This is a genomic window from Pedobacter sp. GQ55 (assembly GCF_059758925.1).
Genome location: NZ_JCAXEI010000009.1, coordinates 52,521 through 69,595 on the forward strand (window position 1 = coordinate 52,521; position 17,075 = coordinate 69,595).

13 protein-coding genes are annotated in these 17,075 nt (G+C 39.4%); 8 read left to right on the plus strand and 5 right to left on the minus strand.

The window, feature by feature from the left end; genetic code table 11:
* The first annotated feature begins 100 nt into the window (after nt 1-100).
* A complete protein-coding gene (locus AC6CH7_RS20505; protein ID WP_498264497.1) occupies nt 101-634 on the plus strand; it encodes an OmpA family protein in 534 nt (177 codons plus the stop codon).
* Nucleotides 635-674: 40 nt separating this feature from the next.
* Here the strand turns inward: AC6CH7_RS20505 and AC6CH7_RS20510 are convergent, their stop codons facing one another.
* A complete protein-coding gene (locus tag AC6CH7_RS20510) occupies nt 675-1,100 on the minus strand; it encodes a hypothetical protein (protein ID WP_498264498.1) in 426 nt (141 codons plus the stop codon).
* 61 nt (nt 1,101-1,161) lie between these two features.
* Complete coding sequence (locus tag AC6CH7_RS20515) at nt 1,162-1,719, minus strand: hypothetical protein (protein ID WP_498264499.1); 558 nt, start codon at nt 1,717-1,719, stop codon at nt 1,162-1,164.
* Nucleotides 1,720-1,919: 200 nt separating this feature from the next.
* Here AC6CH7_RS20515 and AC6CH7_RS20520 point away from each other — a divergent pair, with 200 nt between their 5' ends.
* The 7 genes from AC6CH7_RS20520 (at nt 1,920) to AC6CH7_RS20550 (ending at nt 12,744) form a co-directional block, all read left to right on the plus strand.
* The gene (locus tag AC6CH7_RS20520; protein WP_498264500.1) at nt 1,920-2,870 is read left to right on the plus strand and encodes a hypothetical protein; all 951 of its coding nucleotides are present in this window, start codon (nt 1,920-1,922) and stop codon (nt 2,868-2,870) included.
* A gap of 94 nt (nt 2,871-2,964) precedes the next feature.
* Nucleotides 2,965-4,425 carry a PP2C family protein-serine/threonine phosphatase gene (locus AC6CH7_RS20525; RefSeq protein WP_498264501.1) on the plus strand — a complete coding sequence of 487 codons (1,461 nt, stop codon included), beginning with the start codon at nt 2,965-2,967 and terminating at the stop codon, nt 4,423-4,425.
* A 1-nt stretch (nt 4,426) separates the two neighbouring features.
* Nucleotides 4,427-8,473 carry an FtsW/RodA/SpoVE family cell cycle protein gene (locus tag AC6CH7_RS20530; RefSeq protein ID WP_498264502.1) on the plus strand — a complete coding sequence of 1,349 codons (4,047 nt, stop codon included), beginning with the start codon at nt 4,427-4,429 and terminating at the stop codon, nt 8,471-8,473.
* A 21-nt stretch (nt 8,474-8,494) separates the two neighbouring features.
* Nucleotides 8,495-9,283, plus strand: coding sequence for an FHA domain-containing protein (locus AC6CH7_RS20535; RefSeq protein WP_498264503.1), 789 nt, complete (start codon nt 8,495-8,497; stop codon nt 9,281-9,283).
* A 10-nt stretch (nt 9,284-9,293) separates the two neighbouring features.
* Entirely contained in the window at nt 9,294-10,586 is a 1,293-nt protein-coding gene (locus AC6CH7_RS20540; protein ID WP_498264504.1) for a serine/threonine protein kinase, read from the plus strand.
* Nucleotides 10,587-10,604: 18 nt separating this feature from the next.
* On the plus strand, nt 10,605-12,146 hold the full coding sequence (locus AC6CH7_RS20545) for a serine/threonine protein kinase (RefSeq protein ID WP_498264505.1): 1,542 nt from the start codon (nt 10,605-10,607) through the stop codon (nt 12,144-12,146).
* A gap of 40 nt (nt 12,147-12,186) precedes the next feature.
* Nucleotides 12,187-12,744 (plus strand): hypothetical protein, encoded by a 558-nt coding sequence (locus tag AC6CH7_RS20550; RefSeq protein WP_498264506.1) that lies wholly within the window; start codon nt 12,187-12,189, stop codon nt 12,742-12,744.
* Nucleotides 12,745-12,817: 73 nt separating this feature from the next.
* Here AC6CH7_RS20550 and AC6CH7_RS20555 read toward each other — a convergent pair whose 3' ends face one another.
* From AC6CH7_RS20555 to AC6CH7_RS20565, 3 genes are all read right to left on the minus strand, one after another.
* Entirely contained in the window at nt 12,818-13,630 is an 813-nt protein-coding gene (locus tag AC6CH7_RS20555) for a DUF4249 domain-containing protein (RefSeq protein WP_498264507.1), read from the minus strand.
* A 5-nt stretch (nt 13,631-13,635) separates the two neighbouring features.
* Complete coding sequence (locus tag AC6CH7_RS20560) at nt 13,636-15,963, minus strand: TonB-dependent receptor (RefSeq protein WP_498264508.1); 2,328 nt, start codon at nt 15,961-15,963, stop codon at nt 13,636-13,638.
* Between the two features lie 164 nt (nt 15,964-16,127).
* Nucleotides 16,128-17,000, minus strand: a complete 873-nt coding sequence (locus AC6CH7_RS20565) for a pirin family protein (protein WP_498264509.1) — start codon at nt 16,998-17,000, stop codon at nt 16,128-16,130.
* Between the last annotated feature and the right edge of the window lie 75 nt (nt 17,001-17,075).

A 17,075-nucleotide genomic window follows, 5' to 3' on the forward strand; every position in this document is an offset into this window, starting at 1 on the left:
ATATAAGTCGCGTTATTAGTGTGTTATTATATTTGCATTTTAAGATATAATTAATACCTTTTGTGCACATAACAAATGAACTAAATTTTATAAAACTCAAATGAAAATTACAAAAACAATTTCGCTCCTTGCAGTTATCGGACTTTTGTCAATCTCGATGTATTCGTGTAAAACAAAGAAAGTAGTAGCGAAACCAAATCCGGTTCCGGTTGAGAAACCAGCACCGGCTCCAGAGCCAGAAAAACCTGCGCCAACTCCTGCACCAGAGCCAGAAAAACCAGCTCCTGCACCAGAACCAGATTTTAACTTCAAAAACATTCAGTTTGAATTTAACTCTGATGTGCTAAAAACTGCTTCTTTCCCAATTTTAGATAAAGCCGTTGTCGAAATTAAAAAGGACCCTACGGCTAAATTTGTCTTAAACGGTCACTCTTCAGCAGAAGGGACTCCGGAAAGAAACATGTCTTTGTCTGTTGACAGAGCGAACTCGGTTAAATCTTACCTTGTTAATGCGGGCTTAAATGCGTCTAACTTTACCGTTAAAGGTTTTGGTGAAAGCCAGCCTATAACTTCAAATGCTACTGAAGAAGGAAGAGTCTTAAACAGACGAGTAGAAATTAAAGCAGACAAATAAGGTCTGCTAAAAAGGAGGGAATATGTTGCTTATCGGCAAATTAATCAAACTTAATTTGCTCAGGCCCATCAATTTTTGATATATGGCAGGCACAATTCCCTCCTTTTACCTTTATAATTGCTGACTTGGTTTGGGCATTTCTGGCATAAGTTCCAGTAACTTTAATATCATCTCCACCCTCTGAAAGTTTGCTGGTATGGCGGTCGCTAACCACAATATAAATACCCATTTCAGAATTAATATCATTTCCGGACGCAACGCTAACGGTATCGCCCGTGCGTTGATTTATCGCACTATAATTGTCAACAGCAACCCCTTCTCCGTTTTTATCTACGAACTTCACTACAAGCATAGCAAAACTTTCATCACAAATTTTATCCTGGCAATTTGAATTGTCCGCTTTATCACATGCGCTCAGCAGTATTCCCCCTACTCCGCATACAAGCATCGCTATTTTCTTAAACATAAACATCCTTTTCATCACTAAACGTAAAACATATCAAAAACGCTACAAATTACCTGCAGCCTTATTTGTCGACACTCATGGCCTCAATTTCCGACATATATTTAGTTAAAGCTTCACCATAGGTAAGCTTACTATGTTCCGGGGCGGCCAGGAAAACCTTGAAATCATCAAGGTCATTAACCGTAAAGCCCATTCTTACAAACAGTTCTTTATCTGTATCCCATTCATTCAGATTTACCTTCTTCTTTTTTAGGTTTCTATATAAAACCATGCCCTTAGCAAACTCCTTATAAGATTCGGTATCCCTAAAAATGGTCAACATCTCAATCAGTGTTCTATATGTAGCCGGCTTCCCTAACCTCACCTGATCTAACATTAAAGCTCCCAATATGGGCCCCTTAAAAAACTCATTGTCAATGCTATCAAAATTACCGCAGTGTTTTAAAATCTCTATATCACGTTTTAGCATTCTGTCTTGTTCTACAGTTTTATGCTTAACAAAATAGGGTTCAGTATCAAGTACTTTAACACAGTCAATTGTATCTTGCTGTGCGAAAATCTGAAAACCGGAAAGAAAAAAAAAGAGAGGGGTAAATAGAAAGAAAACAGATAATTTCATAAGTTCCGGCAAAGTTAACCAACTCTGTCATACTCCCAACACAAAATCATCGTTGTAATTGTTAAATCTTTAAGGACCATTTGGCACGAAAAATGGTTACAAACGAATACAAGCTAATTTTCCCTTCAAAAAACCGGGGATGAGAGGCACAATGTTTTTTTCCTTATCTTTCGATCTAATATTTATTACAGCAATTATAAATGAGTACAAAACCTTCTATTTGGCAACGCATGGGCATCCAGGACTGGTTCTTAACCAATAATGGAACCACATCATCGGGCAAGTCGAAACCACTTACACCTAACCAGGTTTATAAATATATCATCGAAGAATTTCGGAAATCCATTTCAGAATTGTCATTTGCGGAACGGGTGGTTTTTTATCACGAATTTATTATATGCCTTAATCCCGACGATTATCGTGAGTTTATAGATAACAAAAAAGGGATTCTTGGCTTAATATCGCAGGAATCCGTCGATAATTTTTATGAAATATTAAACAAGCAGGTTGCAGATGGCAAAAAGGTAGAACCATCAAGTAATAAATGGGTATTCAGATTTGTATCTCATCCCGATTATAAACCGGGCGACATTAGTTTTATAGGAAAACTATTACCGGACAGCACGCAAAAAGAAGAAAACCTTAGGGTTACTTTTATACCCCGGCAAACTGGATTGGCTCAAACATTTGACATTAACAATGATATTTTAAAAGATTTCATTTTTTACAGCGAAGGGTATTACGAGATCCCTTATGTAGATATACAGAAGCCTGAAGAAAAGACAATAAATGATAGCCAAAGAGTGGTGTTGGCACGTTTTGAAACTACTATCCCTGATAAAGCTTACTCCGGACAGAAATTAGAATACCTGATGAAAGCAGATGATATAATAGTCTCCGGAAACGAAGAAACGAGAGAAGAAAGTCATATTTTCAGGATTCCATCTGAGTGGGTAAATACTCCTCATCTTAAAATCAGGTATAACAGACCCGAAGATAAGTTCTACGTAGCCTCTTTTGGTGAAAAGACCATTTTAAACGAAAATCTAATTGAAAGAAGTGACATTACCGGGCCTAAATGGTCCGAGCTACCTGTTAACTCACGACTCATATTGAATGGAATTATTGGTGTTAACATATTTAAATCCTAATATATGTCGCATATCTTATCTATAGCGTTATTCATTATATGCATCATTTTATTGATTGCACATTTTAGAGACATTAAAAATTCGCCCAAATAAAATGGATAGAAATTACTTTGGACTAACCGATACAGGAAAAGTAAGAGATAATAATGAGGATACCTTTATTGCCGAAACTACGGCAACAAACGATCTTGTTATTGCCTGTGTGATAGATGGGGTTGGGGGTTATTCTGGAGGTGAAATCGCTTCAGGGATTGCCAGACAATCAATTTTACAACATCTGAACAGTCAGCGTAAAGATTTGCCTTCATTGATGAAGGATGCTATAATTGCTGCCGACGAACAGATTATGGCTGAAAAGCAAAAAGTTAAGGAACATGAAAACATGGCCTGTGTACTTACACTAGCAGTTATCGATCTTCAAAAAAACCTGCTCTACTACGCACATGTTGGTGATACGAGGCTATACTTGCTTCGCGATGGATCATTGATTAAAATATCAAAAGATCAATCATTTGTAGGCTTCATGGAAGATAGCGGCCGACTTACTGAAGAACAGGCCATGAGCCACCCCAAACGTAATGAAATTAACAAAGCTTTGGGCTTTGGGGCAAAAATAGCAGCACAGGACGATTATATAGAGACCGGCCAATCTCCATTCCTTCCCGGTGATTTGTTATTGCTTTGTAGCGATGGCCTGTCTGACATGGTTAACAGGCAAGGCATTACAGACATTCTAATAAAAAAAACCACTTTACAAGAAAAAGGGGCTGAGCTTATACATGAAGCTAACAATAATGGCGGACGCGACAACATCACTGTTGTTTTGGTTAAAAATGATAAACAATCACTCGTACATGAGGCAACAAAACCTGCTATAAAAGTAGAAAGCCCAAAACCAATTGTTAATCACCAGCCTACCATAACGCCTGTTAAGCCTAAAGATGTTGCTGTTCAGAAAGAGATTACACCTGTTGCTATTCCTGTAGTTCAGAAAAGCAATAAGGGTTTGGTTGCCCTGTTATCGGCACTTTGTGTTGTTTTTCTGGCCTTCGCACTCTATCTGCTTTGGCAAAATAATATTCGTTCTGACGCCATTAAGCAACAAAAGCTAACAGCCTTGCAACCTATCCGTAATACGCAGGAAGCAAAACTTCAGGACACTATAAACAAATTGATTGGGAACACGCTGATCATTACAGATTCACTGTTCAAATCGCCAATTATACTTAATGAGGATATACATTTTAATAAGGACACACTTTTCATCATTGCTAAAACTCCTATTATCATCAGAAGTGATTCTGCATATAAAGGCAGTGCTGTTTCTATTAAACCCATCTGCAAATATGTGTTTTTGGAGAACATTACCTTCGAGAATTTCCATACTGCTATATTATCGCAAAACAATGTGCTGCAGCTAAAAAATGTGAGGTTCAGCAACTGCGTTAATTCCATAGAAGCTACCTATAATTTGCCTCAAAATATGTATATCCAGGGAAAAATACCTGCCAGTTCCTTTAAAACAGATTCATTACCAACCACTGGAAGTCATTAGTATGGAAGAAAACACACCTAAACCCTGGAACAGAAAAATAGAACGAAATTTTATTATACTGATAACCATCGTATTAGGATTATTATTCTTTACACTTTTCAATACATTACAGCGCAATTTTGCTGACGTGGGTATCCGTTTGGACAACGGAACCATGATGAACCTAAATGCTAAAAATCCAGGTGGGCTTATAAAAACCTTGCTTGAAAAGGGTTACTATTTTGAAAACAAAAAGGACGTCAACCTTATAGAACAGGCAGTTACAAAAGGCGTTAAATCTTTTAAAGAGCCCCTTGATAACGTTGGTGAACTGAATAAAAGCAAATTCTTTGTTGAGGCGGATTATGCTTTCGCCTCAGGCGGAGAAAATTTCAAGAAACGAGCTAGTGACTCGCGCGCGTTGCTTGGGTATACGGGAGATGATTCTTTGCGTTTTACTCAGGAAAGAAACAGACCTCCTCAACTACCTGCACAAAATGATCTTAAACTCGGGGTGCATAGCATATCAGGTAAGATTATAGATACGGCCAATAAAGCTGTATCGGGTGTTCTCATAAAACTACAAATGATAGTACCTCAGGACAGTGCTTATGTTGATGATGAGGTAGAGGTAAAATCAGCAGGATTAACCTCATACGTTCGAACAGATGCCAATGGGAATTTTGCATTTTTAAACTTACCGGAGGACAAAGCTTTTGAACTGTTGCCTCTAAAACCCGGCTTTCAATTCGGAAGATCTCAGGGCATACAGGAGCTTCAAAAAGATGCTTCATTTACCTTTAAACAAACGCAACATACCATTAGGCTTTTCTCGGCAAGAGACTTTAAAATTCTAAAGAAAGAAAAATCGTTAATAGTACGTACTCCAGATGAATTTAATAAGTGGTTCGGGATCATTACTGGAAGTTTTTTTGCAGGATTTTTCCTGTTGCATTTCCTCTTAAGTGTCAAGTTTCCGCAGGCAGACCAGCTTATTTTACCCATAATTATGCTAATGACGGGGTTCTCATTTATAGCCTTACTCAGCTTACAAGATCCACTAAGAGATCGTTTTTTAGCAAAAGATACCCTTGTTTTTTTTGGCATGGGCGTTTTTGCTATCATTATATTAATGCTCATTAAATTCCGGAAGTTTAATGTCGACTCCAGATTTTACCGGATGCTTGTACTTAATAAAAACTCAGGAAAAGCAAACGGATGGCAATGGGCCGGACTAGCACTGGGACTACTGGCCTTAACCATCGTTTTCGGAAATGGCCCCGAGGGCAGCGGTGTAAAAGTAAACCTATTTGGTGTACAACCCAGTGAGATCGTAAAATATGCCATCATTTTATTTCTTGCTGGCTTTTTTGCAAGTAACGAACGTTTTATTACCGAATACCGCAGCTGGCAAAAAAGATGGTATTTTTTCTCATTTGCACTTGTGGCAATGGGCATTGCTATCCTGATGTACCTGGTTTTGGGAGATCTGGGCCCTGCAATGGTCGTGTGTTTTACATTTATCATACTGTTTTCTTTCTCACGTGGTGATTTCATGATGATGCTCATTGCCATCATTACCTACACATTAACAGTTTGGTTTTTGAACATCTGGATAGCCAGTTTGGTTACCGTAGTATTGATGGGCTTAGCCATGCTGCTTAATAAAAAGCAAACCAGCGAATCGGCAATAATGGTGATCATGATCATAGCAGGTTTCTTATTGATAGATCAGGTTCCTTATCTCGACAAACTCATCCCCGGCCCTGTTAACCGACTTACAGAACGTAAATCTATATGGCAAGACCCATGGAATAACGAAGTTTATGGTGGAGACCAGGTAGCAAACGGCATTTGGGCTATGTCTGGTGGTGGAATAACCGGTCAAGGTGTAGGAGAAGGTTTTGCTAAAACAATACCAGAGGCACACACCGATATGATATTGCCAGCAATAGGCGAAGAATTCGGGTGGACAGGTATCGTGAGCATATTCGTGTTATTCCTCATTTTCCTCAACAGGTCAATAATTATAGGGCGGCAAACCGGTACTCCATTTCTATTTTATCTCTGCGCAGGTATTGGGATAAGTATGTTTGTGCAATTCCTGCTCATTGCAGGTGGATCCATAGGTGCCCTGCCCCTATCAGGCGTTGCTTTACCTTTTATTAGCTATGGAGGATCATCACTGGTAGCAAACATGATGGCAGCCGGCATTTTGCTTTCGGTTTCTTTAATTAGAGGAACAAATGTACAGATGGCCTTTATTACTAAGCAACAGGATAAGAATCTGGTGCCGGCACTTTTATCTGCCAGTATTGCCGTTCTTCTTTTAACTATCACCATATCAAGATATATTGCTAACAATAAGAAGTGGGTAGTACAACCATCACTTGTGGCCGATAGAAGCGGCTTACGCATGTTTAGCTACAACCCCCGCATCGCAATTTTAATGAACAAACTAGAAGCGGGCCAGTTATACGACAGAAAGGGAAGGGTTCTTGCAACAAGCAATCCTGACTTTGTCAGGAAACAGGCAGACACGTTAAGAACATCAGGCATTAGCTATAATCTCGATTCAGCTATGCATAAACGGGTCGACAGGTATTATCCTTTTGAAGAACAAACCTTTTTCTGGATAGGCGATGCAAACACGGGAGTATTTAACGGTAGCACCAATGGTTATTTTGCAGAGTATGAACACGCGGCAGAGCTTAGAGGTTTCCATACACCCGTTACCTCTTTCAATACAAAAGCGAATAAATACCGGGAAGACCGCTTTCTCCCGAGAGGTGTAAAAGAGATGACGGTAAGCAAAAGAGATTATGCGGCCTTGGCACCTTTACTACTGGCAGGAATCAACAGCAATGAAGTTGAATCTTTCAAAAAAAGAAACAGAGATGTTAAGCTCACCATAGATGCACGTTTACAATCAACCATCCAGCATTCTGTTGGTTTGGATACTTCACTGAGAAAAAGCAGAGTATCCGTCGTAATCATGGAAGATTCAACCGGAGACGTACTGGCTTCCTCAGTTTACCCCTTACCTCCTATTAAGGATTGGGAGCTTTTAACCATGACTACCAACGAACAGAACAAGTTATCTGGCTGGTATAGCAATGCAGATCTTGGCTTCACTTATGCGACGCAGCCGGGTTCTACAGCTAAGGTTTTAACGGCAATGGCCGCGTTTAATAAATTAGGCATAAATGCAGCCAAAAGATCCTTTACAGTAAGTTCTTATGAACGGATTAGAACCAAAGGTATAGAACCCGATGAAACAGGAAACATTACTCTGGAGCGTGCAATTGTAAACTCAAACAATGTTTATTTTATTAAATTAGCTAATGAAGAGCATTTACAGGAAAACATGGCAGCTTTATATATGAAAACCGGAATGTTCCTTAGAGGCGTTGGCGGATATTACTTTGATAAGGATACCAGTAATGCAAAACAAGAGAATAAGTGGATGGATCTTTGGCGCAAAACTGAGTTTAATACTAAACCGAGATATGATCCTTCAAATATCCGTCGCACCAGAGCTAAAGGTATTTCCGGTATGGCCTGGGGTCAGGGCGAGTTAATTGCTACTCCAGCATCTATTGCGAGGCTAATATCTGGAGTGGCTAATAAGGGAACATTAGTTGCTAATCGTTATGTTTTAAAGATCAGCGATTCTACAACTAAGGTTAAACCAGGTATTAAACTGGCCAACGACCCCCAATATGCCGCTTTGCTTACAGATTATATGCTTAAACAGAGCGTCAATAAGCGATATACTTTGGGCATTACTGTGGCAGGTAAGACAGGAACACCAGAAAGGATCTGGAAAAAAGAGCGGATTAATGACGGCTGGTATGTATTTTTTGCACCTAAAAAATCAGGTCCCGGTCACGTGGTCGTTTGTATTCGTATAGAATCTACCAGGGGCTCAAGTAAAGCTGTACAACTTGCTGGAAAACACGTTGTACCTGCATTATTGGATCTGGGATATATAAAAGATTTTAAACCGCCAATTGCTAGGCCCGTAATAAAAAAGGCCATAGTAGTAAAAAAAGACAGCATCAACTAGTTTAAAGAAAGGATATAAAACATGTTTAACCTATTTAGTAAAAATACCTCCGAAAAACCACAGGATGTTAAAGCCATCAGAGAGGCAATACTTGTTTTCATTAAGCAGGAACTACAAAAAATGGAGGGTGGAGAAGGAAAACACATTAAAGGTTTCCAGCTCTATATAGCTTGCACCCCTGTAGAAAAATACATGTATGAATCGGCAGTTTTTGCCGAAGAAGAGGATCATTTCAAAAATGAGGTACAAAGAATAGCTGATGATTTTGCAATAGATCTACCCAAAACATGGACAATGGAAACCGTTTTTGTTGATGAGCTCCCCCAGCTAGCTATAAGAATGTCTAATCTGGAAGTAGCCCTGTATATAAAAACACCTGAACATGCGGCAGTACAAAAATCAGGAACGGCATACATAAGAATTTTAAGTGGTGAGGCCGAGAAAGTTGAATACACCCTCACTTCTTCTGATGGCAAGATCAATATTGGCAGGGAAAAACAGGCGCAGGATAGCGACGGCTTTATCAGGGTTAATAACATAGCCTTTCCAGATTCGAGCACAAACGAGTGCAACAAATACATAAGCAGGCAACATGCCCATATAGAATGGAATAATGATGCTGCTGCTTTTATGCTTTTTGCTGATGATGGTGGTGTACCTCCACGCAATAAAGTAAAAATAAGGTCTGTTAAGGAGCATAATTCTGTAAAGCTTACCTTCACAGAATTGGGGCATGCACTTCACGAAGGAGATCAGATAATTTTAGGAGAATCAGCTGTTTTAGAATTCAGTTATCATTCTAATCAGTAATTATAAACAAATGGCAAAAGTATTCACTATAACAGAAGGATTGGAAAATATGGGTGCATTACGCACCGGCGGACAAGGATCTGTATATAAGGGTAAGAGAATGGGTGCCATTCTTTCGGCTGTAAAACTATTGCCTACACCTATCCATGCCGAAAACGCAGAGGATAAGAATTTCAGGGATTTCCAGAACGAAGTAGAAAAATTAAAGAAAGTTAACGAAGATCCAAGTCCCAATGTTGTCAAAATATTAAACTCAGGTCTTACAGAAAGCGGCTCTCTTCCCTTTATAGAAATGGAATACATAGAGGGCCCTGATCTGGAAGATCTGCTAAAACCACCACATAGTCCGATATTTACCATAAGAGAAACCATAAAACTGGCAGACCACCTGGCCAATGCCCTTGCGCATTGCCATAAAGTAGGTGTTAAACATGGTGATATTAAAAGTAACAATATCAAATTCAATATTGATACAGGTAACTACATACTGCTTGATTTTGGTTTGGCCGTAATGTCTGATGAACAGCGTCGTTCCAGTTTACGCCATGCGGGTGCCGTAGAGTTTATGGCTCCTGAACAGCATGATGGTAAAATGCTTTTCCAGTCCGATATTTATAGTTACGGTATTGTTCTTTATGAACTTTTAGCCGGCACGGTTCCCTTCCCGCTCATTAATAAAACAGAAACATCTCGAAATATGGTCATGCTTTCACATATTGAAAAGCAGATCCCTGATTTGATGGAGCTTCGTAAAAATCGCTTACCGGTAGAATGGTCTGAAGAAAAGAAAGCTCATGAAATGATGGCTCCGGCCTGGCTGCTTCAGGTTATTGAAAAATGCCTCGAGAAAGATCCAGAGAAAAGATTTCACGACGGTGTTGGTTTGTACGAGGCGGTTAGCAATAGTAACCAGGACATTCTTAACAACGAACAGGTTACAACGGTAATAAATGAACTGAAAGCCGAGAACGAACGATTAACAAATTTGGTTGAGAAGTACGAAAAAGGGGGGAAAGCAAAAGCATTTATCATTGCCGGAATTATATTATTTATTTGTTTAGCTACATTTGGAATAAATTTGATCTTGAATCACCGTAAGGGTATTGAAACAGATAGCACTAACGTTGTAACTAAACCAATACGGCCAGTAAAAAGTAGTTCAAAAACTGAACCTAAAAAGAAAGTTACACCAGCGAATCCGGATACCTTACAAACTGTTCCGGCGGCTAAAAAGGATACGATCAAACGAAAAAAGACTAAAAAAACAAAGGACGGATTGATTAATGATGTTCCTGAATTTTAATAAAATAACAAAGACACTATGAGCAAAGTATTTACCATAACAGAAGGATTAGAGAACATGGGTGCCCTGCGTACAGGTGGGCAGGGTTCTGTTTACAAGGGTAAAAGAATGGGAGCTATTATTACTGCGGTAAAGATATTGCCAACTCCTATTCACACTGAAAATACGGACGATAGAAATTTTAGGAATTTTAAGAATGAGGTTGAAAAACTAAAAAAGGTAAATGAGGTACCTAACCCAAATGTAGTTAAGATCCTTAATTCGGGCTTAACTGAAAGTGGCTCTTTTCCATTTATTGAAATGGAATACATTGAAGGGCCAGATTTGGAAGAACTGCTTAAATCACCACACAACCCAATATTTACCATAAGAGAAACCATTAAACTTGCTGAACAGCTGGCAAATGCCCTTACGCATTGCCATAGGGTTGGAGTTAAGCATGGCGACATAAAGAGCAACAATGTAAAATTCAATACGGATACGGGTAATTACATCCTGCTGGACTTTGGTTTGGCAATCATGTCAGACGAGCAGCGCCGCAGCAGTGTAAGACATGCAGGTGCAGTTGAGTTTATGGCACCAGAACAACATGATGGCGAAATGTTCTTTCAAACTGACGTGTATAGCTACGGTGTAATACTTTATGAGCTTCTGGCAGGTACAGTTCCTTTTCCATTGATCAACAAAGGAGAAACAGCGCGTAACTCGGTAATGCTTGCCCACATGGAAAAACAGGTGCCCGACATATTAGCACTGCGGAAGGCTCAATTACCAGAAAACTGGTCTGACGATGTGAAGGTACGAGAAATGAATGTACCGGCCTGGTTATTTGATGTGATCAGGAAATGTTTGGAGAAGCGCCCTGAAAACAGATTTTCTAATGGAATGGAATTGCAAGATGCCGTATTGCACCATAGCCACAGTAATATACCTGCCACTGCTCCAAAACCGGCAGTCACAGTAGCAAGCACAATTACTGCAGCACCCTCATCAGGAGTTCGTGTTGCAAAGCCCGTATTTGTTTTAATGATCATGGCCATTTTAATGTTGGGTATTCTTTCAGCATACGCTTTGTTTTTTAAAAATCTTGAACCGAAAAAAGAGTTGGCTACCGATTCTACGAGTATCGTTCATCAAGATACTGCCTATCAGGCCGAAGAAATAACTCCTGACACTACTGAGGAAATCAAACCTATTATTTTGGATACCACAGCACAACAAACCGATCAAGATAGCTTAAAAAAGGAGTTTGACCGCCAAACTGCTGCAAATACACCTAAACCTACGTCACCTCCTGTTACTCAGCCTAAAGAAGGTCCGCAGGAACCTGTCATATTTAGTGAAGGTAAAAAATACAGGATTCCTAAAGCCACAATTTATTTCCATGAATCGCCCAATAATAACGCAGTCGTACAGCCTGTCTTCGGGCTATGGGTTAAATCAAAATTCGAGGTAATTGATGAACAGGGCAACTTTATCTATGTTACACTTACCGATAGTGATGGGCAAGTTACAAAGGGTTGGTTAAAAAAATCAGACCTGAAGGAAGTTCCGCAATAAATGCTTAAATTTCATTACCAAATATTAAGCATACTGTTGTATGGCAAGAACTACACCGCTTTCCGTCAATTATATTGTACTAAAGAGTGCGCTGGATCAACGTTTCCTTATACTGAACTCATCTGTTAATAAAATAATATTTATTAGCCTGATTACCGTAATCAGCTTGCTTTTCATGTACACCTTTGTGCCTTTTAATATCAATAGATGGTATGAGGGTGTAAGCAAATTTGACTTGTTCAAAATCTTTAGCATCTTTTCATTTGCCGGAACTTTTACCCTCCTACTCACTCAGTTTGGATTACGGAAATGGTTGCACCTGGGGTACCTTACTTATGGACAGTATTTCTTCTGGTTTCTTGGCGAAATACTGATTTCGACCTTCGGCATAATGGGTTGCGATTGGTTGCTCAACAATCATCCCTACCTGTCGGTAAGCACTTACCTTGATACATTCAATTATACCATCCTTATTGCCATCCCTCCCTATGTAATTTCATTGCTGATTTTGTGTGGCGCACAGCAATACAAATTGACACACAAATTTTCACTGGAAAACGGCACCTGTTTTCCGAAGAAATCCCATCCCAGTCCTTAATCTGCCTTGATGCAGTCGAAGCCCGGGTACTAGCATGTACATATTGAGTACCATACAAAAGGAGCTAAGCTCCTTACTTCACTACCATTTCTTTTTTGCTAACCGTATGTGTACTGAAATAACCCAGGGCATTATTGCTAATATTGGAAGGTGGATTACCTGGGGTTACCCCGCCACCCGGGCCATTTTGCGATTGCTGACTTAATGTATTCCAGTAAGTAAATACATTTTTATCTATACACTGCATTTCAATTTCTACGTTATCGCCTGTTTTTAGCTCGTTATCATCATCATTCTTCCCTGTAAAAAACAGAACACTTGGAACATTGTTTCCATCGGTGAACCGGTCATTCTCGGCATAAACATTCCTCGATTGAAAACCATTAACTTTTAGCACAAACCGGTATTGATTGGCAACTCCCGCAGGGTCTTTATAATGTACCTGTGCCTGCTTCTGTTTTTCATTACCAAAATTAAACACCTTAACATCCAGCGAATCAATACCTACCGAATCTGGCATGGTTGAAGAAGCTGTGTAAAGCACATTATCTATATTTACTTTAAGGCTATATGTGCGTCCCGGTTCTCCTTTGAATGGACCAAAAGTATAACTGCCGGGTGTGCTTTCGGTAAAGATCCAGGAACTGCCCTGATCATCGGTTACATTTACTACGGCACCTTTAACCGCGGGGAAATCGTTAGGTTCTGTGTAAGCAACCGATTGGCTTATTTTAATGGTTTGCAGCCCCAATTGATTGGTAATACTACCTTCTATCACCAACTGATCTGGAGAAGTATTTAGCTCAACATCTATCACTTTTTCACATGAGCATATGCTAAAGGATACGGCAAGTAACAGACTTAAATATTTGATTTTTCTTAGCATCACTATTAAAATTTAAAGTTGTAAGTTACCGAAGGAATAATGCCAAAAAGGCTGGTTTGCACTGCTTCGGTACGTGTTGGATCATTTTCTTTATCGCGGAACTGGATAGAATAAGGGTTTTTACGGTTCAATGCATTGTATACACTAAATGTCCAGCTTGAACGGAACTTCTTAGTCTCTTTGCCTTTTAATGTAGCTCCTAAATCCAAACGAGAGGTGTATGGCATTCTGTTGGCATTTCTGTCGGTATAATAATAAGTGGTAAGACCGCCTACATTATACTTTCCGGCCGGATAGGTTACGGCATTACCTGTACTATAAACATAATTAGCCGACACCGTCCAACGGCGGCTAAGGGTGTACATTGCAACCAGGGCCAGATCATGTGTACGATCTTGCTTTGCATTAAAATATTTGCCTTTATTGATTTCGTCAAACTGCCTTTCGGTTTTTGAAAGTGTGTAACTTAACCAACCGGTAAGTTTACCCTTGGTTTTTTTACCGTAAAGCTCAAGTCCGTATGCCCTGCCATTGCCATATAGCAATTCAGATTCAACGTCTTTATTGGCAGTTAATTCCGCAGCATCTCTATAATCTATCTGGTTCTGTAACCATTTATAATACACCTCTGCAGAAAATTCGTACGCATTGCTTTCGCTATTTTTGAAAAACCCTAGAGCTACCTGATCTGCAATCTCGGGCTTAATGTTATTGCTGCTCATTACATATTGATCTGTCGGAGAGCTGGCGCCTGAATTGCTAAGGATATGAATATTTTGGGTATTGCGGTTGTATGATGCCTTTATGGAGTTTTTCTCATTTAAGGTATAACTTGCCGAAAGACGTGGTTCCAGGTTGAAGTAATTTTTAACAAATTCACCGCTTTTATAGGTCGATGAGGAACTCACTTCTCCTGAACTGTCATATGTATTTATTATGCCCGGGCCCAAAAGTGAAAACTGGCTTAACCTTAATCCATATAATAAATTAAATTTATCACCAATAGTCCATTCGTCTGATGCGTAAACAGCTAATTCCAAGCCATAGCGATTCTCTATGGAAAGTGGATTGAAGCTTGAACCGGCCGATGTAGTAATATCAGAAGGGGCAATTCTATGGTGCGTGGCGTGCAATCCGAATCTTAGAATATGATTATTACTATAATACTGCAGGTCTTCTTTAAAATTAAAATCTCTGATCAGGGATTTTACCTTAGCACTGCTATTTTCATCCAGCAGCTCGATAGCATAGTTATACTTGTTATAGATCAAAGATGTGTTTGAAAACAACCTGTTGTTAAATACATGGTTCCAACGGATAGTAGCCGTTGTATTGCCCCAATCGTTTGCGAAAAGGTCTTTGATACCAATATTATCCTGCCCAAAATAGCCCGAAAGAAACAGCGTATTCTTATCATCAAACTTGTAGTTTACTTTGGCATTAATGTCGTAAAAGTTTAACGTATTGTTCTTTAATGCCGAATCACCCGAGGCTTTAAGCAAAAGATCTATATAAGTACGTCTGGCACTGATCATAAAAGAACTTTTATTCTTAACGATTGGTCCCTCTGCTTTTATACGTGAGGCGATGAGCCCTAATCCACCTTCAAAGCCATATTCTTTATCATTACCATCCTGCATTTTAACATCAAGCACTGATGACAATCTGCCACCATATTGCGATGGCATACCACCTTTGTACAAGCTTACGTCTTTTATCGCATCTGCATTAAAGGTTGAAAAGAAACCCAACAGGTGAGATGAATTGTACACTGTGGCCTCATCTAAAAGGATCAGGTTTTGGTCGGCTGCTCCTCCGCGTACAAAAAAACCGGTATTACCTTCTCCTCCTGCCTTTACTCCCGGCAAAAGCTGTATGGTTTTCAAAACGTCCTTTTCGCCAAATAGAATAGGCACATTGTCAAGATCTGACATATTGATCTTGTTAAGTCCCATTTGGGGGCTCTTTACATTTTCATTCTTCCTTTCACTTGCACTTATTACTACTTCTTGCAAATCTGAAACAGCAGCAAGTTCTATATTTATTTTTAAGGCCTTGTTTAAGGTAATTTTTTGGGTATTGCTCTGGTAGCCACTGTAGCTTACTATAAGGCTATACTCGCCTTCATTCGCTGTTAGGGAATAAAATCCATATGCATTTGTAGCAATACCTGAATTTTGGGTAGCACTTTGCAATCTAACCGTTGCTCCAATCAAGGTTTCTCCGGTTGAAGCATCCCTTACCGTACCACTAATGGCAAAACGCTGCTGTGCAGATAAAAAGAATGGTGCTGATGTAATGGAAAATAAGAGGAAAAAGAGATATACTTTCATAGTGTTTGGGTAATTAACCGCAAAATTATCGTATTAGTATACCATCACCCCAAAAAAACTGACGAAACGGACAAAATAAGTAATGAAGTGTTCAAAAACTCCTTTGAATTGTAGAAAATAGCAATGACGGCGTGCTATCGCACGCCGTCATCTCGAATTTATTTCTAATCCTCCAATACGCCAAATTTCCCCATATTGAAATCAGCAATCGCTTCTCTGATTTCAGCTTCAGTATTCATTACAAATGGTCCGTAGCTTACAATAGGTTCATTCAAAGGCTCCCCACTTAACAACAAAACAACACTTTGCTGATTTGCTTTAATGTGAATATCTTCGCCTTTGTTTTCAAATAAAACAAAACTATGTTTTCCAACTATTTCGTCGTTCACCTGAACACTTCCATTTACAACTAATAAAGCGGTATTGTGGCCGGCGGGAATACTAGTGGTAGTTTCGGCACCTTCATTCAATTTGATATCAAATAGATTTACCGGACTGTACGTTTCAGCAGGACCTGCAACACCATTAAAGCTTCCGGCAATTACATTCACCTCTCCACCATTGTCTGCAAGCCGCACCTTACCCATGCCATCTTTGGTCAACTCCTGATAATGCGGAGCTGTTGATTTGTCCTTTTTAGGAAGATTAACCCATAACTGGACCATTTCAAAAGGTCCCCCTTTTTTAGAGAAAGCCTCTTCATGATATTCTTTATGCAAGATTCCGTTACCGGCAGTCATCCATTGTACGTCACCAGCATTGATTATTCCGCTACTTCCGGTGCTATCATGATGTGCTACACTTCCGTTATAGGCAATGGTTACGGTCTCGAAACCTTTATGTGGGTGAACACCAACACCCCTAAGGTGATCTGAAGGTCCAAAGTCATACTCAGGGTTAAAGTCCAATAGTAAAAACGGACTTATTCTTTCCTGCGAAATGCCAGCACCAGGTATATAGTTAAATACCCTGAACCCATCGCCAACCATATGCGGGCGATCAGAATTAATCACGATTTTTTCAATTAACTTTTTCATTTTTGGTTCTCCTTTTTAATAGTTTAGTACAAAGTTATACCAAATAAACAGGCTGTTAATTGATCTAGGATAAGA